15 protein-coding genes are annotated in these 20195 nt (G+C 40.6%); 4 read left to right on the forward strand and 11 right to left on the reverse strand.

What is annotated here, in order from left to right; all coding sequences use genetic code 11:
• Positions 1-271: 271 nt before the first annotated feature.
• From crr to SFRI_RS09105, 4 genes are all read right to left on the reverse strand, one after another.
• Positions 272-781, reverse strand: coding sequence for a PTS glucose transporter subunit IIA (crr, locus tag SFRI_RS09090; RefSeq protein ID WP_011637233.1), 510 nt, complete (start codon positions 779-781; stop codon positions 272-274).
• A gap of 78 nt (positions 782-859) precedes the next feature.
• Entirely contained in the window at positions 860-2584 is a 1725-nt protein-coding gene (gene ptsP / locus SFRI_RS09095) for a phosphoenolpyruvate--protein phosphotransferase (protein WP_011637234.1), read from the reverse strand.
• Between the two features lie 12 nt (positions 2585-2596).
• The gene (locus SFRI_RS09100; RefSeq protein ID WP_041413537.1) at positions 2597-2854 is read right to left on the reverse strand and encodes an HPr family phosphocarrier protein; all 258 of its coding nucleotides are present in this window, start codon (positions 2852-2854) and stop codon (positions 2597-2599) included.
• 333 nt (positions 2855-3187) lie between these two features.
• Entirely contained in the window at positions 3188-4804 is a 1617-nt protein-coding gene (locus SFRI_RS09105) for a methyl-accepting chemotaxis protein (RefSeq protein ID WP_011637236.1), read from the reverse strand.
• A gap of 276 nt (positions 4805-5080) precedes the next feature.
• On the opposite strand from SFRI_RS09105, the gene SFRI_RS09110 reads away from it, so the two are divergent.
• The 3 genes from SFRI_RS09110 (at position 5081) to SFRI_RS09120 (ending at position 8045) form a co-directional block, all read left to right on the forward strand.
• Positions 5081-5791: a DUF3334 family protein gene (locus SFRI_RS09110; protein ID WP_011637237.1), complete on the forward strand. Its 711-nt coding sequence runs from the start codon at positions 5081-5083 to the stop codon at positions 5789-5791.
• A gap of 87 nt (positions 5792-5878) precedes the next feature.
• Complete coding sequence (locus SFRI_RS09115; protein ID WP_011637238.1) at positions 5879-6916, forward strand: LacI family DNA-binding transcriptional regulator; 1038 nt, start codon at positions 5879-5881, stop codon at positions 6914-6916.
• Positions 6917-7112: 196 nt separating this feature from the next.
• On the forward strand, positions 7113-8045 hold the full coding sequence (locus SFRI_RS09120) for a DUF808 domain-containing protein (RefSeq protein WP_011637239.1): 933 nt from the start codon (positions 7113-7115) through the stop codon (positions 8043-8045).
• 165 nt (positions 8046-8210) lie between these two features.
• Here the strand turns inward: SFRI_RS09120 and SFRI_RS09125 are convergent, their stop codons facing one another.
• The 7 genes from SFRI_RS09125 to SFRI_RS09155 form a co-directional block, all read right to left on the reverse strand.
• Positions 8211-8606: a DUF805 domain-containing protein gene (locus SFRI_RS09125; protein WP_011637240.1), complete on the reverse strand. Its 396-nt coding sequence runs from the start codon at positions 8604-8606 to the stop codon at positions 8211-8213.
• Positions 8607-8779: 173 nt separating this feature from the next.
• Positions 8780-11242, reverse strand: coding sequence for a glycoside hydrolase family 15 protein (locus SFRI_RS09130; protein WP_011637241.1), 2463 nt, complete (start codon positions 11240-11242; stop codon positions 8780-8782).
• A 57-nt stretch (positions 11243-11299) separates the two neighbouring features.
• Positions 11300-12859, reverse strand: a complete 1560-nt coding sequence (locus SFRI_RS09135; RefSeq protein ID WP_011637242.1) for an MFS transporter — start codon at positions 12857-12859, stop codon at positions 11300-11302.
• A 397-nt stretch (positions 12860-13256) separates the two neighbouring features.
• Entirely contained in the window at positions 13257-15350 is a 2094-nt protein-coding gene (locus tag SFRI_RS09140) for a glycoside hydrolase family 97 protein (protein ID WP_011637243.1), read from the reverse strand.
• 224 nt (positions 15351-15574) lie between these two features.
• On the reverse strand, positions 15575-16171 hold the full coding sequence (gene trmY, locus SFRI_RS09145) for a tRNA (pseudouridine(54)-N(1))-methyltransferase TrmY (RefSeq protein ID WP_011637244.1): 597 nt from the start codon (positions 16169-16171) through the stop codon (positions 15575-15577).
• Positions 16172-16572: 401 nt separating this feature from the next.
• Positions 16573-17436: a delta-class carbonic anhydrase gene (locus SFRI_RS09150; RefSeq protein WP_011637245.1), complete on the reverse strand. Its 864-nt coding sequence runs from the start codon at positions 17434-17436 to the stop codon at positions 16573-16575.
• Positions 17437-17740: 304 nt separating this feature from the next.
• Complete coding sequence (locus SFRI_RS09155) at positions 17741-18934, reverse strand: MFS transporter (RefSeq protein WP_011637246.1); 1194 nt, start codon at positions 18932-18934, stop codon at positions 17741-17743.
• Positions 18935-19324: 390 nt separating this feature from the next.
• Here SFRI_RS09155 and SFRI_RS21665 point away from each other — a divergent pair, with 390 nt between their 5' ends.
• Positions 19325-20182 carry an STAS/SEC14 domain-containing protein gene (locus SFRI_RS21665; RefSeq protein ID WP_011637247.1) on the forward strand — a complete coding sequence of 286 codons (858 nt, stop codon included), beginning with the start codon at positions 19325-19327 and terminating at the stop codon, positions 20180-20182.
• Positions 20183-20195: the final 13 nt, after the last annotated feature.

The following is a 20195-nucleotide window of genomic DNA, read 5'->3' on the forward strand; positions in this document are numbered from 1 at the left end:
ATACTCCATTAATGTCGATAGGGTTGCCATGTAAGGCTTGGCTTTTTAGATAAGCCTGAAAAAGTGCCTTATGTAAAAGGGATATCATTGATTGCATTTAACAACATTGTGGCATTGTGAAGCGGCTTGAACAAGCCGAAGACGGTGTTTTGAAAAGATTTCATAATATGCAACCTACGCTCACTTAAGCTGAAGGTTGCATATTATTGTGGCGCGATAGTTTACGACAACCATTGAATAGGGTTGTTCAATAGATAGAGTCAACTTGATGTTACATTTGCACCGTAAAAATAATATCTTTACCAGCAACAACGCTGCCTTGAGCCTTATCTAATTGTTTAACGTCTTCCATATTGGCCAGCACTACCGGAGTCAGTAAACTGTCGACTTTGCCGCGTAAATAGGCAAGATCGAAAGACAAAATCGGTTCACCGGCTTTAACTTGCTGACCTTCTTCGGCCAAACGTTTAAAGCCATTACCTCGCAGTTCAACGGTTCCAACCCCAAAGTGCACAAACAGTTCAAGCCCTTGTGGAGACTCAATGCTAAATGCATGGTTGGTTTCAAAAATTTTACCTATGGTGCCATCTATCGGAGCGACAATAAATTCGCCCTTTGGGTCGATAGCAATGCCATCGCCAACAATTTTTTCAGCAAATACCACGTCGGGTACTTTTTCAATTGCAACAATATCACCAGATACAGGTGCATAAATGGCAATACCACCTGTTAATGGTGGTTGGCCAGAAATAAGTCGTCTAATACGGCTTAAAAATCCCATAAGAACAAGCCTCTTTTATTAATATTTTTATGCGGTTAATTGTAAACGGCTCTGCGAACTTTACCAACTTTATTCGTGCTATTGATTGTAATCAAGTGCAAAAGCGTTAATGGCTGAGCGTATATCAGTAATTCGAGTTAACAAAGCAATGTGTTGTGCATGGCGGACATATTCTGCGTAATGCCCCTTAATCAATGCCACTTTTACATCTAATAAATTAGCTGGGTTGATACTCAATTCATCAAGCCCTAGTCCGACTAATAAAGGTAAGACGCGTGGATCGCTACCAAGTTCACCACATAAAGAGACTTTAACGTTTGCCTTTTTACAGTGGTTTATGGTGATGGAAATTAACTGGATAACAGCAGGTGACAAAGGCGGATATTGTTTGGCTAAATGCGGATTTGTTCGATCGGCCGCTAAAGTATACTGAGTTAAATCATTGGTGCCGATACTGACAAAATCAAGCAGTGGCAGCATGCTGGGTAGATTCATTACTGCTGCTGGGGTTTCAACCACAATACCGTAGCTCAAAGTACCAAAACCTTTTTCTTGTTCAATTAACTCCGCTTTGGCACGTTCAATTAATAAAAACGCGGCGTCAAGTTCTTCAACCTGGCTAACCATCGGAAACATTAATCGAACTTGGCCATGGTTTGCCGCCCGAAGTATCGCTTTTACTTGGGGGATAAAGGTCTCTGGGTGCGCCAAACTATAGCGAATACCACGAATACCAAGGGCAGGGTTATCTTCGTTATTTTGCGGCAAACAAGGGATCTCTTTATCTGCGCCAATATCAAACGTTCGAATAGTCAACACGTCCCCTTGTAAACTATGCAGAGCATCGCTATAGAGTTTATATTGTTGCTGCTCATCGGGTAACGCTTTAGCATTCATCAATAAAAATTCGGTACGAAACAAGCCAATACCTTGTGCTCCGACTTCGGCTGTATGAGATATTTCACTCAGATTTCCCACATTGGCCAGCAAAGTGATCTTATGACCATCAAGGGTTTGACTGGGCTTATCTTTATAAATCATCAATGCTTGACGACGCAGCAATTCTTGTTGTTGTTTTTGCTTTAACTGGTCGAAAAGTTCAGGTGATGGGGCGATATGTAACTCACCTGACATACCATCTAAAATGAGCTGCGAGCCATCTGTGATGAGGTTTTCAGATTGTGAGAATTGATAATTAAGTAACGCTGGAATACCCGCTGCCCGAGCTAAAATCGCAGTATGGCTTGTTAGGCCTCCAGATTCGAGAATGAGTCCGGTAATGTGGGTTAGTGGCAATATGGCAAATTCAGCAGGAGTTAAATCATCAGCGAGCAAAATGGTGTCTTCTGCGAGTGTTGATAAGTCCCATTGCAAATGGCCATGCAAAGCACTGGTCAGGCGTTTAGCCAAACAAATAATATCACCGCTACGATTGGCTAAATAAGGGTCGTCTAATGACGACATTTCTGCTGCATGTTGATTAAAAATCCGATCAACCGCGACGGCTGCGCAAACTCTAAATTGATTAATATGTTGATGTAGTTGCTGCTGTAGCTCCTCATCTTCTAGCAACATAATATCGCTATCAATGAGTTGGAAATTATCGCAATCTGGGCACAGGTGATGTTGGCAGTGTTGTAAATGAGCAATTAAGTGATTAATTGCCTGGGTTAGCTGTTGCTGTTGCTGGTCAATTTGCTCAATAGAAAGCAGTTTAAAATCGAGAGGTGGCAGTTGAGTGGTAATAGTCAGGGCTTTACCAAAAGCGATGCCTGCAGATACAACGATTCCATTGATTGACATAACGTTGTCCTATTAGCTAAGTGTAATCAGCATTGAGGCTATTTTGTCGACAGCCGCTTGACCGTGTTCACCTGACGCCAATACCGTCACCGACATGCCTTGGTAAAGGCCCAATGTTTGCAATTTAAATAAACTTTTAGCACTGGCCTGTTTTCCATTACATTCGACCATGATGTCGCAGTCGAACTCTTTTGCCTCTTTTACCAGTAATGCCGCTGGACGCGTGTGAATGCCGTGAGGAGCAACAATGGTGACCGTTTTTTGATACATAAAAAACATACTCTGTAATGAATGACAACTAAATACTCATTGGATTAAGTATCAATATTTCAATACGCTAGTGGGAAATGTTTACTAGCATTTTTTGCTAAAATACCTTGTTGAGCTCAAGTATTTAATCTGATGGACACAATATACCTTAAAGTCATAAGGGCTAAAAGTGATGTTCGACTCGAAATTGCCCGTGATGTATTAATCAAGGCTTTAAGTCAATATTGGTTGCGGTAATAATATGAAAGTTTAGAAGGTAAATCTAAAGGCTTTTTAGGTTGACAGTTGTAAAGCCAAGTCTAAAAAGCCTTAGTTAATCAATTGTTTTAATAGCTATATTTTAAATTGCCCTAGAGTTTTGCTCATATCAACACTAATGCCTTGCAACGATTGCGCTGCCTGATTGTGAGTTTCGTTCGCTGTTAACGACTGTTCGGTGAGTTCAGAAATGGTATTGACGTTGACATTGATGTCTTCGGTAACCAATGCTTGTTCTTCAGTGGCACTAGCAAGTTGTGCTGTCATGCCGCTAATATTATCGATGAGCGCTAAAATTTCGACAATCGCATCGCTTGATTGTACGGCTTTTGACTGTAACTGAGTAGATTGTCGTTGTGTATGAGTAATGCTGTCGATAACCGATTGAATACCCGTTTGGATCTGACTAATAATTTTATTGATTTCATTAGTCGATGACTGAGTTCTATTCGCAAGAGCTCGTACTTCATCTGCCACGACAGCAAAACCTCGACCATGTTCACCGGCTCGTGCAGCTTCAATGGCGGCATTGAGCGCAAGCAGGTTAGTTTGATCTGCAATGCTGCCAATAACATCAAGAATACTGCCAATCTCAGCTGATGAATGACTCAGTGTTAATGACACGGTTTCAGCTTGATGTAATTCGTGGACTAAACTTTGTGTTTGTTCAACGGTTTGTTGCATCAATTTTTGATTCTGCTCCGCTTGATGTTTTACATTAGCGGCCCCGTCAGCTGCATCTTGTGTATTTCGTGCCATTTCTTGGCTAGTCGACAACATCTGGTTGATAGCAGCGGCGACACTTTGAGTTTCACTATGCACTTGATTCGCACTTTGATTCGATGACTTTACGGTGTCTAATAAATGTATGGCTTCATTATTTAAGGTATGCCCGAGCGGTTGCAAATTAGCCACCATATTGGCAATTTTAATCACAAACTGATTGAATGCATCTGCTAATTTGGCTACTTCATCATTACCTTCGGTAGACAAGCGTTGGGTCAAGTCACCTTCACCTTTGGCTATCTGTTCCATCGCATCGATAGTGACGTTGAGAGGTTGGGTAATGGAATGATTCAGCAATAAAAAGAACCCAAAAATAGGCACTGAAATAATCATCATGATAATAAAATAGTCAATAATGATACCCGTCATGCTTTCATTAACATCGTTGACGTTAGCTTGAGTGATTAAGGTCCAATCAAGGGCTGAATAATATTGCGCTACTGCTAATACTGTTTGTGGCCGATTTTGTTGATCAACAATAGCTAGTTCAGCCTGTGCGAGGTTATTTTTTTTGGCGCTGGCGAACAACTGTTGGTATGAATTCGATCCGTTGAATGTTGCTAAATTGGAGAGGGGCTTGCCGACTGAGTTTTGATTTAATGGATTAACAATAATGCGGTCTTGGTTATCAACAATGATAAAAGCTTGATGATCATTAACTTCAATTTTACTGGCAAATTGGCTTAATATTTCAACCGTAGCATCTGGTTTGGCCAATTTAAACGCATCTAGAGTGCTACTTAATTGGCTGACTTGCCCACTTATCTGCTTATATTTTTCTTCGATTAAATGATCGTATTGTTCTTTAATTGAAAAAGAACCGAAAACCACAGTGCCTACAGCGGCTAAAGCTAACATAATGAATAAGCGCTTTAAAATGGTTAAACGCCTTAATAATCCAATCATTATCTGTCCTAATTCAAAGTATCCATACAAAGTGAAGCAATTATAATGAAAATTTCAAAAAACATAAGCTTGAAAGATTGTTTTTGTGAGCAGACAGCTGATTTTTACATTTGTGAATAAAATGTATTAATTTAGTAAAAAATTATTGATTATCAACGGATTAGTGTACCATTAAATCCGATTGATTAATTATCATGCTAATCGATTGTTTTAATTTTGATTTTTTTTTGTTTTACCCGCAAGATTAGCTTAATTAATGGATAAGGTATCAACGTTATGAATTCATCTTCTACAGTCAAAAATGACGACATTTTACTTAAGCTTTGTCATTCTGTTTCTCATGTTCTTTCTAGCACTAGTGCGAGCCATGTTAGTCATGCTGGGATGGTTCAAAGTATTTCTCGTACCCGTTTAAAACCGGATTTGGCATGTTTCTCCATATTCGACGGCGGCTTTTCTGGCTTGGTTGTGATTAACTTTTCTGCCGCAGCAGCGATTGAGATTTACCGTCGCTATATGCTCAACATGGGTATGCCTGAAACAGAACTCGCGTTTTCACATACTTCTGATGATGTCAGTAATGTTATGGGCGAATTAATGAACCAAATTTTGGGTGATTTTATTGGTAAAATATCAAAAGAATTACAAACATCAATTAGCCAAAGCCAACCTAAAATGTTGGTTATCAATAAAGAATTAACGATTTCGGTAGACACTAACCTCGATAATGCCGTAGCCAGACGAGTATCATTTAAGACTGAAAACAATCATATCTTTTATCTCGAATTCGCCATGGATAAAACCGAGTTTATTCGTTCTGCTGATTTTGAAATGGACGAAGAGTTTGATTTAGATTCGTTAATTGAAACTCATGGTAAAGCAGCGCAAGTTAACACTGCAAAATCAAAAGATGTATTAAATGATCCCAATATTAAAGGCATTGTTGTCGATGACGCAGATGACTTGCTTAGTGAGCTTGGATTATAAGTTCGCTTTATAACACCAGGTTGGTTTATCAACTTGGTGGTTTTTTATAGTGGCGATGACAATAAAAATAAAAGGTTAACCATAAAAATGGCATCTAAAGCGACTTCTATTGATATAGCTTACCGTGCAGGCGTGTCGCAATCGACTGTGTCTCGTGCGTTAAGAAACAGTCCGTTGGTAAATTTAGAAACGCGACAGCGTATCCAAGCCATTGCAAAAGAACTCAATTATAAAGTCGATAAAAATGCCAGTAACTTGCGCATGCAAAACAGCCATACGTTAGCATTGCTAATTTGTGAAGATCCAACTAATGATGAGTCGATGATCAACCCATTTTTCCTCTCTATGTTGGGTTCGATCACTCGAGCAACCGCCCGTCAAGGTTATGATTTATTGGTGTCATTTCAGCAGCTTTCAACTGATTGGCATGCAGATTATGAAGACAGTAATAAAGCCGATGGTATTATTTTATTAGGCTATGGCGATTATATGGATTATGCCCATAAGCTTGATAAGCTTATCGAAAAAAATACTCATTTTGTTATCTGGGGAGCTGAGCATAACAATAAAGCGGTGTTGTCTATTGGTTGCGATAATCATCAAGGTGGTTTTGTGGCCACGGAACATTTGCTTGGGTTAGGGCATAAACACATTGCTTTTTTAGGTGACTCATCAAGTCGCAGCCCTGAATTTCGCGACAGATATTTAGGTCATGTTGATGCTTTACAATCTACCGGTATCGAGGCCGACACACAGTTACAGCATGACGCTATTAATACCGAAGCCTCTGGCTATCATGCCGCCAACGTATTATTAGATAGCGGCGTGACATTTGATGCTATTTTTACTGCGAGTGATCTAATTGCGATAGGGGCGATTCGTGCATTGAAAAAGCGCGGTGTTTTAGTTCCGGAGCAAGTTGCTGTAGTGGGATACGATGATATTCCGGTGGCCAGTTTTGCCAATCCGGCGTTAACAACCATAAAGCAAGATACTCAGTTCGCAGGTGAAATACTTGTCGAAAGTGTGTTGAAGTTAATCCGTGGTCAAGAAGTTAGCCAGCGATTAATCAAGACCCATTTAGTGGTACGTAGTTCATGTGGTGCAAATGTAGAAGATAATTAACTCACAGGCATCAAGCCATGAAGTGCATCTGACATTTTATGTAGACCCTTTTTTATTTTGTTTGCAGAGTCTTGGCGAGCTAAAACACTGAGTTAATATTATTTATTTCCAGTGACCGTCCTATGCAGATACTATTAAACGCTATCATACTTGTGCGTCGATCTTGCTAGTTAAATTTTTAAAGGATAATTTTTTTATGGCAGGTGCCAGTTTATTAACTCTATTAGATGATATTGCGACTATTTTGGATGATGTAGCGGCCATGAGTAAAGTGGCTGCACGTAAAACAGCGGGCGTTCTGGGTGATGATTTAGCCTTAAATGCGCAACAAGTGTCGGGTGTTGCGTCTGAGCGTGAACTACCGGTGGTATTTGCGGTAGCGATGGGATCATTTAAAAATAAAGTGATTTTAGTGCCGATGGCCATGTTGATCAGCGCGTTTATTCCATGGGCTATAACGCCTTTATTGATGTTTGGTGGTTTGTTTTTGTGTTACGAGGGTTTTGAAAAAGTCTATCATTCACTAACACATAAACGCGCTCCTGTGATCGATGACGATGCGGTAGTCGCCAAAGCAAAAGCGGATATCGAAGACTTAGCTGCATTCGAAAAAGAAAAAATAAAAGGCGCTATTCGTACCGACTTTGTCTTATCAGCTGAAATTATCGCAATTAGTTTAGGCGTGGCAGCACACATGGATCTAATGGGGCAATTTTTAACCTTATGCGTTATTGCCATTGTGATTACGGTCGGGGTGTACGGCTTAGTGGCAGGGATTGTTAAAATCGATGATCTTGGTTTGTATCTTGCTCAGCGTAAACCGAGTGGAATAGGGCATAAATTAGGCCTAGGATTAGTATCTGCTGCTCCTTATCTAATGAAAATCCTGACATTTGTCGGCACTATTGCCATGTTTATGGTCGGTGGCGGTATTTTAACTCATGGAATTCATGTGGTGTCTGAATGGATTTTGCATGCTGAAACGCTGGTTAGCCAAGTGAGTGTTGTTGGTGACGTTTTAGGACTATTAACCCCAAGCGTGTTGAATGCACTATTTGGTGTTGTTGCTGGTGGTTTAGCGGTATTATTGATGAATGGTGTGACCAAGTTACTGCCTGCAAAAGATTAGTTAGTGCCTGCAAAAAACTAGTTAATGCCTGCAAAAGATTAGCAAATCCAAGCAATTGTTGTGGTAAGCAATGATTGGTAAAAACATACAAAAAAAGCATAGTCTATGACTATGCTTTTTTTCGTGGCATTGACGATAATGACGATGTTAATCAGTCTCTTAGGACTAAACCGCTAAATTATCCGGACTGTCTGGATTTGGTACTGTTTTTGGATTTGGCCCATATTCGTTGTCATCTTTACTGTTAAAGCACATTACAACCAGTAAAATTAATACGCCAAGCAGTGGAATAAATATCAACAATAACCACCAACCGGAATGGTCTGTGTCGTGTAAACGACGGACACTCACTGCGATACTTGGGATCATGATGGCGAGTGAATAAATTGAGCTTAATACCCCAGCACCGTAAACGTCGCTGTACAAACCGACACCCATGTCTAATAGCGTCAGTACGATACTGATCACCGCACTGATTAATCCAAACATCCAGTATTCTTTACGACGTGCACGGCCGCTAAAATCAAAATACTGTTTCAATACTTTTACATACCAATCCATTTGTTGTTCCTTAACGTTAACTTTTTTTAATCTGGTGTATTAGTAACAAGATAGTGTTGAATTAACAAGGTTTTGTTTCAGAATATACACAAAAAATAAAGCCGTTGTGAGTCACAACGGCTTATTGAACAAGCTAATAACAGTGCCATCAATATACTGCGATTAATACAGTGCTATTTAGCGAGTGTTTGTTGTACAACAGGGTAAAAGTCCCATACTTTTTCATCGGTCATCGAACGCACCAATTTAACGTATTCAGCATGGGTCCACGCTAGCGGTGTTGCTGTATTGGTACCTTGGCCCATTTTGTAATTATAGCGAGTCGCGTTGCCTACGCCGTCCCAAGCTTGCTCTGGCAACATTAACCCTTGGTTAGCAAAGGTTTCCATGCCTTGAACATAGGTATTGATTAAAACTTTCTTAGTGTCTGGGGTTAACGTGTCGTTCGCTTTTGCTAAGGCTAATTCATAATGACCGCGTTCACCGGTAAAGAAGGGCCATACTCGGCCTCGTTGATTTTCGGTGTCGCCTTTTTCAGCGTAGCTAAGACCTGTGACTGTGTCTTCACCGTATCCATCATTACCATAACGGCGGTATCCTGGTACTTTACTGCCATCTTTGGCGGTAAATTGGTATTTAACTCGTAAGTTATCTTCAAGATTTTGGTTGTCTATTAGCATGACGCTGTTTTTAATAACAGGGTCTTTAGCGTTAACCACACCATAACGGACTAATTCTAAAAATCCACCGTCGAGGATCAAGCGCTGATCTAAACCAGGTTTACCATTGTTATCAATGAGCTTATCGGTGTTATTAGGGTTACCATTTGGGCTAATGCGCACATAATAAGGTGCAACTTTACCTTTGGAATCAGTTTGACCTAATAAGCCTGTGGTGGTGGCCATCGTTGTTTCGAGCTGACGTTGTAGCTTACGTGCTAAATCAGCATACTCAGGTGCTTGTTCATCTTTCGCTAGCGCTCCAATATCACTGGCAGCCACTAAACCGGCAATTACGGCTGCAGTTGTGGATGGAGAGAATCCTGCTTGCTCTTCCCAGCGTTCTTGTTGAGTACTTGGAGGCGTAATTTTAGTGTCATTCCAATCCAGTTTTACGTTACCGCCTTTAACTAAAAAGTTAGCGGCTGGTTTAAGCATGTCGTTGTACCATTGGGTTATTTCTGTATTGTTAAGTACACCTGCTTGCCACAGTTTCCAGCCGAGCATGATTGGCATGGCAGTTTGATCGAGCTGCACGCCAACCCATTCAATTTCACCATCGACATGGGTTTTTTGTAAAAACCATCCAGGAGTACCTGCAAAACCAGGTGTTTGTTGTTGAACTTGAACCTGCTTTAAATATTCAAAAGCCACTTTGGGTGTTTGAGTATCGCCCATGGCTAAAAATGCCATTGCACATTGGTAAAAATCACGTGGCCATACCGCTTTATAGCCTGTGCTGCCTACTTTAGCTGAAACCGTGTCACCCCAAGGATTTGAAAGTGATGCGATTAACGCACCAGCATGGGTTTTATCTTCTTGAGCTTTTAACACTAAGGCGCTGGCATAGAGTAATTTACCGTTATCTGTAGTGTTGCTGCTCATGTCATTTAATGGCTTCAGCGAGGCTAAGTAATCTTTCCAGCCAAGATGTTTATCGTCGCCTAAATACGCTTGTTTAACGGCGTCATAACCCGCATCTAATGTCGCTTGAGTGGTGGCTAAGCTGCTTGCTTTGTCTTTACCAAAACCAATAACCAAATTAAAGCTTAGGCTGTCATTAACATTGGCAAGGGTGGGGTATTGTGCTGTTAGCGCGACGTTACCGCCTTGATTAGTGTCGCTAGTGGTTTGGTAATGATAATCAAGTTTACCGTTATCTTGTAAATCGACAATACCATCAGATGTGCCGACGAACCCAGCGCTAGCGGCGACAAAATCGACATCTGTTTTAACAGTCATTACCGTTGAATTAGTGTCACTTGTGTAAGCCACTAGCGATTGGCCTTCAACACTAGCAATGTCATTGGCACCACTGTTATCAATGTGCGGATTGACATAAAGGTGTGGCGTAATGCCAGCCTCAAAAGCAGTAAAGGTGACTTTCATCATCAAGCTATTTCTATCGGGATCTGTAAAAATATGTTTTTCTATTTGGTATTTACCTTCAACATCTTTATTAATGACTTTATAAGCCAGCGATAATGGTCGTCCCATATCATCGGTATCTAAATACTCAATAGTGCTGATAGTATTGCTTTTTTCAGTATCGACAAAGCCTTTGCCAGAGATAATAAATTGCAGTTCTTTAAGCTGGGCATTGTGAATAAGGCCAAACATGGTTTCGGTTAATACGCCTTGAGCAATCGAAAACCATACTTTACTGACCGGGTTTGCAGCTGTGTCTTGATAATTGCCGTTAACATAGGGCTCGTAAGATGTGCCTATGCCAGTTTTTCCTGAGAACGCCCAAGTTGGTTCTGTGCCTGGCGTACCGGGTGCGACGTTAACAACTTGAGCTTGTGTGTTTACTTGAGTATCTGCAGGTGAGCACGCACTTAAGGCTAGAGCCATCATGCTGGTCGTAACAGCTTTCGCTATGATACTGCGATGCGTGAGTAAATGTGGTTTTAACATGGAATTCCCCAAAATAATAATCTCAATCTAGTTACCAGTGACAAAGACTGGTAATCCTTATTGTGTTTGCTTGTCTTGATCTACAAATAGCACCGCAATGCCCGACAGCATCATAAATATCCCGCCTAGCACTAAAGCGTAAATTGGTTGTCCATCAAAAAATACCTTAAGCAATAAGCCAAGAATACTGGCCGCTAACAGCTGTGGAATTACGATGAAGAAGTTAAAAATCCCCATGTAAACGCCCATTTTTTTCGGGGGTAATACACCAGACAACATGGCGTAAGGTACCGATAGAATAGATGCCCAGGCAAAACCGACGCCAATCATTGGTATCCACAACAGGTTAGGGTTTTCAATAAACATAAAGCTGATGAGACCCGCACCGCCAATAAACATGTTGATGGTATGGGTGAGTTTAATGCCGACGGCCTTAGCTAGAAACGGAATAATAATCGCAGCAATTGCAGCAAAGCCGTTATACGACGCGAACAACATACCGACCCAATCTGCACCGTCATTATAGGCTTGGGATACCACATCAGTGGTGCCGTAATGATACGAAGTAACGGCCGCTGTGGTGTAAATCCACATTGCAAATAGGGCAAACCAAGCAAAAAACTGCACCAGTGCTAGCTGACGCATGGCTTTGGGCATATGAAACAAATCATCGACAACATTAAACGTCATGCCTAATCCGTCGCGCGTTACTGACGATTCAGTGTTGCTGTTTGACAGTTTGGCTAACTTACGCGAACAGTAAAGTTGCAGCGGTCCGAAGGTAAAAATACCCAAACTTAAAATATAAAGTTGCTTATCTAGATCTAGGCTAACAATTGCGAGGGTGAAAATGGCGCCAATCGCCATCCATATAATCGCACCATTTTGATATTGTTTGGCTGTACGCGTATTGACGTTAGTGTCTTGTGCGTCAGTGGTGTCTTGTTGATGAAATTCAGCTAATTGCTCTGGAGAGTATTCTTTGGTTGAAATAATGGTCCAACCCACAGCCAACATTAGTACCGCGCCACCAAAGTAAAATGCATAGCGTACAGAGTCGGCAATTTCGCCCGCTGGGGCGGTATTTTCCACATCAAATACATTGGTTAAAATATATGGCAAGGCAGATGCCACCACCGCGCCAATACCAATGAAAAAGCTCTGCATTGCATAGCCTTGGGTCCGTTGGTTTTTGGGTAGATTATCGCCGACAAAAGCACGAAACGGTTCCATGGCGATATTGATTGAGGCATCCATAATCCACAACATACCCGCAGCAATCCATAACGTAGGCGAGTGCGGCATGATAAAGAGTGACAATGTGGTTAATACTGCACCAATTAAAAAATAGGGGCGACGACGGCCAAGGCTATTCCAAGTATTGTCACTTAAGTAACCAATAATAGGTTGTACGATGAGGCCCGTGAGCGGTGCGGCAATCCATAAAATGGGAATATCATCAATGGATGCTCCTAGAGTTTGAAAGATACGGCTGACATTGGCATTTTGCAGTGCGAAACCAAATTGGATCCCCAAAAAGCCAAAACACATATTGAAGATTTGCCAAAAATTAAGCTGCGGTTGTTGGGTGATATTTTTATGATTATTGCCAGACATGTGACATCCTTATTGGTAAGTCGTTGTGCTTACTTCTTGTAATTTTACTTCTTATGGCGAATTCGTTGATAACCATTGAGATGGCTACGTTACATATTAATAGTTAAAAAAATGGCGAATACGCATCTCCCTAAGACGGGTATTCGCCAAGACCTACGCTTTATCCATTAGCGACTTTCGTCAAATAATCAATGGATAAAGTAAATGAAGGTACTCTAAAGCTGATGGTCTCCATGGTCGAAGACACACCAGAAACGACCTAACCATTCCATCCTGCAATTAGAAACGAAACAGCATGTTTTATAGTATCCTCGAGCTTGTTCTTGGTACAACTGACTACATACGTATTCATGCTTTGTTAGTAACCTAATGCGAACACTTATGTAACATTCCAGTGTTACAAGGCTTTAAAACGAATCGCGGTACCCCCACTGGCTGCTAAGTTCAGTGTCATCGCGTCATTTGCAGTAACGATTTTGGTTTCAATCACGTAATCATATGGATTAGTTAACCAATCAGCTTTATCACCGTCACGATAAATTTCGGCTTGGTAGCGTTTCCCCTGCGTGAGGAAGTCTAATTTTAACGTCAATTTTCGTGAGTCTTCATCTGTTAATGCGCCTAGATACCAGTCTTCAGCACCGCGCTGTTTTCTTGCAAAGGCAACATAGTCACCAATTTCACCCGCAAGGGCGATACTGTCGCTCCAATCTGTCGGTACATCTTGAATAAACTGAAAAGCATCGAGACGTTGCACATAGTTACGCGGTAAGTCTGCAGCCATTTGAATAGGGCTGTACAACACGACATACAAGGCTAATTGCTTTGTGAGTGTGGTTTTTACGCGGTTAACCGCATCTAGACCTTCAGGCGCTAAATTAAAGATCCCAGGGGTGAAGTCCATCGGCCCAGCCAGCATCCGGGTATAAGGTAGAATTGCTGTATGTTCTGGAGTATTAGGTGGGCTTCCCCATGCATTAAACTCTTGGCCTCGAGCGCCTTCGCGTGCTATCCAATTTGGGTAAGTACGACGTAAACCGGTATCTTTAATCGGCTCGTGAGTATTAATGCTAATACCACGTTTTGCGGCTTCGGTAACGCTATGTAGATATTCGTTAACCATAAATTGGCCGTCGTGCCATTCATGGCGCACTATACCATTTTCATCAACGCGCTTAATGTCACCACCGTCTGCTACGTAACCGGTTTTAACTTGAGTCACGCCATGTTTTTGATATAAATCATAAGCATCACTCATTTGATTTCGGTAATTAGTGACTGAACCAGAGGTTTCATGATGGCCAATTAAACGGACATTTTTACTGTGTCCATATTGAGTTATCTCATCAATGTCAAAATCAGGATAAGCTTTAGTAAAGCTAAACACGTCGCCGTTATCGAACCAACTACCATCCCAGCCTTCATTCCAACCTTCAACCAATACCCCATCAAACCCATATTGGGCGGCAAAGTCCATATAACGCTTAGTTTCGCTAGTGGTTGCGCCATGCTTAGGGCCGCTTCCCCAGGTGTTTTCATTGAGGTGCATTCCCCACCAAATCCCAACGTATTTACCCGGTTGCACCCAAGATACATCACCTAATTTATTAGGCTCATTAAGATTAAGGATCAGGTCTGAGTTAAGTAAACCTGGGGCATCTTTAGCAATTTGAATCGTACGCCAAGGTGTTGAAAAGCCAGGTTGAGTCTTCACTCGAATACCGTCCGACCAAGGCGTTAAATCAGCACGTAAAATACCGTCACGTCCTTGATTAAGCACCATTGCGGCATAATCGGTGAGGGCAGCTTCATGGATGCTTAAATGCACGCCATCAGCCGTTCTAAACGTCATAGGTGTGTGGGCTCGGTCGATTTTATCAAGTGAGGTTGTACGGTATAAATATTCGTATCGGTTCCAGCCGCGACCGGGGATCCACCATGCGGTTGTGTGTTGTGGGTCTGGGATGGCAAATTCAGTTAATTCATCGGTAATATCAAGTTTCGGTGTGTTAGCCAGCCCGGTTTGTTTTGGCACCAGGTAACGAAAGCCAATACCGTCATTAAATGCTTTAAATTCGATATCAAAGTCAATTTTGCCGTTACTTAGGGTGGCGACCACGCGGTTGTAATGATCGCGGATTTTTTCACGTTCTCCCCAAGGTTGCTGCCATGTTTGGTCTACGTTGCTGTTAGTCACATGTTTAATGTTGAAATCAGTACCTAATTCACCTAACTGTTGAAATACCAACCCTAATTTACTTGGATTAATAACAATATTGTCATTAAATTTTACTTGGTATTCAGGACGGCCATTATCATCAGTCAAACTGATATTGATGTGTTTGTCAGGCGAGGCGACATTAATGGTTTTAGCTTGAGCGAGACTGGGAATGGTGGCTAGCGCGACAGCACAAGCTACTGCGATAACATTAAGTGCAAAGTGTGACTGTGTGGATAGCAGATTTGCACCGTTAAATAAAACGCGCGCCATAGTATGTCCTTGTTGATTATTATTTTATCTTTAGAACAAGTAATATAAGACGTTTTTCGTTTATACAGCAAAGGTTTGCATACGTATTCAGTGTGCCAAGTAAGTGATTGAAGTGAATTTACGCAACAATATTGTTACCTCATGAACAATGATTGGCTCAGTGTTGATTAATCGGCTCACACATTGATTCATCAACACTTTATCCTGTATTCAATCGTACTGATTTACAATCTCATGTCTAATTCATTGTGGATCAACACCACGCATTGCGATGCAAACAGCATTTTAGGGCCTAAGTTAATGTGTTGAGTACCAAGACGTTTAAGGCTATTAAAGCTCTTTTTCGGCATAGGAATATGATCGGTCAGTAAAAAACACGGGTTAGCAGCAAACTCGATATCACGTACTGGAGTACCTTTTTTCTCTAACATATACAGTTGATAATCTTCAGCTAATTCCTGTATCAATTTTTCGAAACTCACGGTGCGTACCGTAATTCCTGCTTCAACTTCACGTAATTGTTCTTTCGCCATGCCTTTAGATACCGTTAAGGCTTTAGCTATTTTATTGGTTAAGTTTTGCTCGTGAAAGCCACCGATATGACCTAATTCGTTTGAACGAAAGCAAATTGTGCGAGAAAAGTCTTGGGTACTTTCTAGCACTAAATACACCACAACATCGTCACGATGAGATTGGGCGACAAAAATGGTATTCATTAAGGTGTGAGCTAAAATTTCAGTGTGAGCTTCATGACCAATAGCGGCTAGAAATTGTTGACTATCAACTGGAGCAGCTCTGGCTCGAACGACAAAAGCGCGCATAGTAAATCCTAATGAGGAAAGATTGGAGTGTAAATGTGATAACTGAAATAGAAAATCTATCAGCTATTGCGCATTGTAATCAGGCTATTATCTCAGTTTTAGTGGTGGCTGTAACGCGATTAATTTTTAGCGTTAAGCGTGCAATATTGTAATGTTTTAAAGTGAGTTATCATTAGTTAAAATTAAGGTGAAGGAGATAGTGGTTAAATGTTGTGGTTCCAAAATTAAAGCTAACGGTAGGATAACTGTAAATACTAGGTAATGTGTTTCCTGAATATCGCTTTTTATCAAAGGAGAGACGCAAAAGTGAAACTCTTTACATCATTACAAAATTAAAAAAGCCACTGTTATTTCATCAGTGGCTTTTTGTTATTCTGAGTGAAGACTTTAGCGGTTAAGGCTTATTTGATCGGTGACAGTAGCGCTGGGTTAGTGACTAGGTTTCTCACACCATGAGCGTGATCTTCCTTGAAGACGTTACCCTCACACCACTTGCCTACAGTGTTAATATTCACTTTAGCCACTTTAGGACGGACACTCCAAGAGACTTGGAATGGTGAGCCTATTTCATTATAACCAGGGCCTGTTGTTGAGCCATTATACTGAATTGCATCACCGGTATTATTTGGAATATTAACCGCTTGATGAAAACCTTGTTTTATTTCTGATGCAGTCAGTGCTGTAAAATCTAACGCTTTATTGTCATTGACCAACACAAACACTTGAGTTTCAACTCGTAGTTGCGGGTTGTTTATCGCATCATTTAAACAAGCACCTAATGTTGGACCAGGTACGACTTGTGCGCTTGAATGTACATAATGCACTTCAATGGTATCTCCAGCCGTTAAAGCACCATGTTCACTTGGGCAAATAGCATTTTTAGTTGGCGTTAATTCCGCTTTATTTAGTTTACCTGAATACTTAAAACCTGATTGGAAACCTTTACCATCGCCATTACCTGCATAAGTGGTGAACTCTCCACCTGAGTGTTCAGCATTTTTATGAAAATGAATATTACATAAATTCATTTTAGTGAAAGAAGGGGCTTGAGAAAATTGTATTGGATTGGTACCGACAAGTGAGTTTACATCTCGAGGTGACTGAGGTCCAAAACCCTCACCTTTAGTGCTAGTGGCAAGATTTGCTCTTTGTTCTGCTACCACGCTATCAGCGACGGTTGCATGATGTTCTGAGAGATTGTCTTTAGCTATGGCGTTGGTTGACAGCGATAAAGTTGCGATTGTTAGTAATAGTTTTTTGTTCATTTTTATGACCTATAACCTTGTAGTTGGTATATTTGAAACATAATCTTAGTATGTTAACAGTTTGTTATCCAGTATTGCTCCGTGTCGATAAGCCATAAAAGCAGCAAATATTATCAAGATTGAATGGGCGTTAGCCTGTAGTCAATATTTTGTAATTATTTGCTTGCGTGTTTAGCTGATCATCCCAAGAATTGAACGCGACAGCCTTCAATTACCCCAATTTGAGTGCTAAAGGGTATTAACTAAAAATAACGTATTTCCCTTGTATGACAATAGGTTATAGTTTTTATTGGTAGCGGGGTGGTTATATATCTAAAGATGTAATAGCGTTATCTTCATGTTTATAAGTTGGTTTCTTCCAAATCCAAACAGCCAGTACCAACAAAAGTATGATCATGCCAGAAAGTGAAAAAAGGATAACTGTTTCAAATCCAAATTTTTTCCATAATTGGCCAACAATAATAGCTCCGAGCGAGCTAGTTAATGCAATACCACCATAGAAGATGCCATAAACGAAAGCTTTGCTAATAGCATATTGAGATATGTAGGCTCTGATTGCGTTAAGTGACATAACCGTAAACATTCCCAATAAAATAAAACACAGCCATAAATATTCTTGCCATAAGGCTAGGAGAGATAGGGTGCCGAATACAAAGGCAATTAACAGCATTTTGTGGTTGCCAATTTTGTCCGTTATTACACCACTATAATAACTGAATAAGGTTTGGGTTAGCGTCAGGATAATGATAAATAGAGGAATAATGGAAACAGAATAACCCGCTTGTTTAACTTTAATGATCAGAAACTGATCACTCAAGATAAAAAATAGTGAAATAAAGTAAATGATAATCAAAGGCAATAAGCGCATGTCTTGTTGGTTGATTACCGCTTTGCGTTTTTCATTTTTGGCTTGAATTGAAGTAGGAATATCTTTAACCAAAAATAACGCGATGGCGCTAGCAATTAGACCAGGGATCAACGTGGCGGCGAATATTAGCCGAATGCTGTCTTTATCCAGTGTAAACCACGTGAGGATGAGGAAAATACAGATAGCGCCGCCAAGCTCACCAGCTATATCCATTGTTTTGTGAAAGCCAAAGGTTTTGCCAGAGTCATTCGTTTCACTGTAGGCGCTGATTAATGCATCTTTGGGGGCGCTGCGGACAGCTTTACCCACACGTTCCACGCCACGGATTATTGCTACTCCTAGGTAACCCTGCGTCAATGCCAACATTGGCTTGGTAAGTGTGGAGATTAAATAACCGCTGACGACCAAAGGCTTGACTAGCGTAAAACGGTCACTTAGGTAACCAAACAATATTCTGAAAAAATAAGAGATAAAGCTTGCCGCTGCGATAATAATGCCCAGTTTGTCGACGCCTTCGTTGAGGATATAAACAACATATAAAGGCACTAGAGTTGTGACCATAGACGAAGCGAAATCAGTAAAAAAACTGACCCAGCCGAGATAAATGATGTTGTTGTTCATATGGCGCATAGTGTTAAATTATCAACCTCGTGATGTGTCCGATAAGTCTTTATACCTAGCTTGATCTTCAAGTCATCAAAGAAACAATAAATCACTTGCGATCAAGATTCCTTGAATCGATAAACTAATCGTTAATTACTTTAGATTTTTATCAATTTTAATTCGCGCTGTAGGCCGTGTTTTTGATTCAATTATAGCGCTATGTATAGGCTTGAAATACAGATAAACAAAAAATGAAAAACTCTAATCGATGAGTACGAAAAATAAACGAAATTGAATAGTGAAATGATGTCATTGATCAATAATCAGCATAAAAAAAGGTTTTAAGATGAAGTTAATGAGCAGTATGTTTTAACATCATTCTGGATGTGAACTATCCATAAATAGAAGGAAAATTCCATGTTGCAATTTATACCTGTATTCGATGGCAATACCATTGCTGTGCGAGCTTCTGGAAAACTAACTCTCGAGGATTTCCAGCAATTCTTTCCCCAACTTGAAACGCAAATTAAACGATTAGGTAAAATCTCATTACTTTTTGAGTTTGATAATTTTTCCGGCTGGGATTTAGATGCCGCAATAGATGATATTAAGTTTGGTATGAAACACCTTAGTGATTTTGAGCGCATTGCAATGGTTGGCGATAAGTCTTGGGAACATTGGATGGCGTTAATCGCGAAGCCTTTTTTGATCTCTAGTGAAGTGCGTTATTTTAACCGAGAAAATCTGCAACAAGCATGGGACTGGTTACGTGAAAAGCAAGAGTTTGAAAAAGCGGTAGAACAATTGCAACCCTATCAAAACATTGTGGTTGCGGTGGATTTCTCCCTGTATTCAAAGCATGCATGCAAACGCGCAATAGAATTAGCTAACTACTATCAAGCTTCATTAACATTACTCAATGTTGTTCCAGAAGTACTCGCTTATACACTCTATGGCGATCCAGTGGGCTACAACGTTGTTGATCTAGACATCATCAAAGATCAAAACAAAAAAAATATTGATGCAGCTCAGTTTCAGATGAAAGCTTTTGTGAATGATTTGGATACAAATTTTCCCATTGAGACCAAAGTGATTTGCGGTGAGATAAATTATGGCGTTGTGTCTTTTTTGGAAGCACAACATATTGATTTAGCCATTTTTGGGGCAAAAAAGAAAAAAGGCATAAACAAGTTATTGGGCTCAGTGCCGCATTACGTTCAAAATCATAGTCGTTGTGAAATATTAATTGTTCCGGTTCAAGGTCCTGTGTTCTAACTTATTATGGCTA

The organism is Shewanella frigidimarina NCIMB 400 (genome assembly GCF_000014705.1).
Taxonomy (GTDB): Bacteria; Pseudomonadota; Gammaproteobacteria; order Enterobacterales; family Shewanellaceae; genus Shewanella; species Shewanella frigidimarina.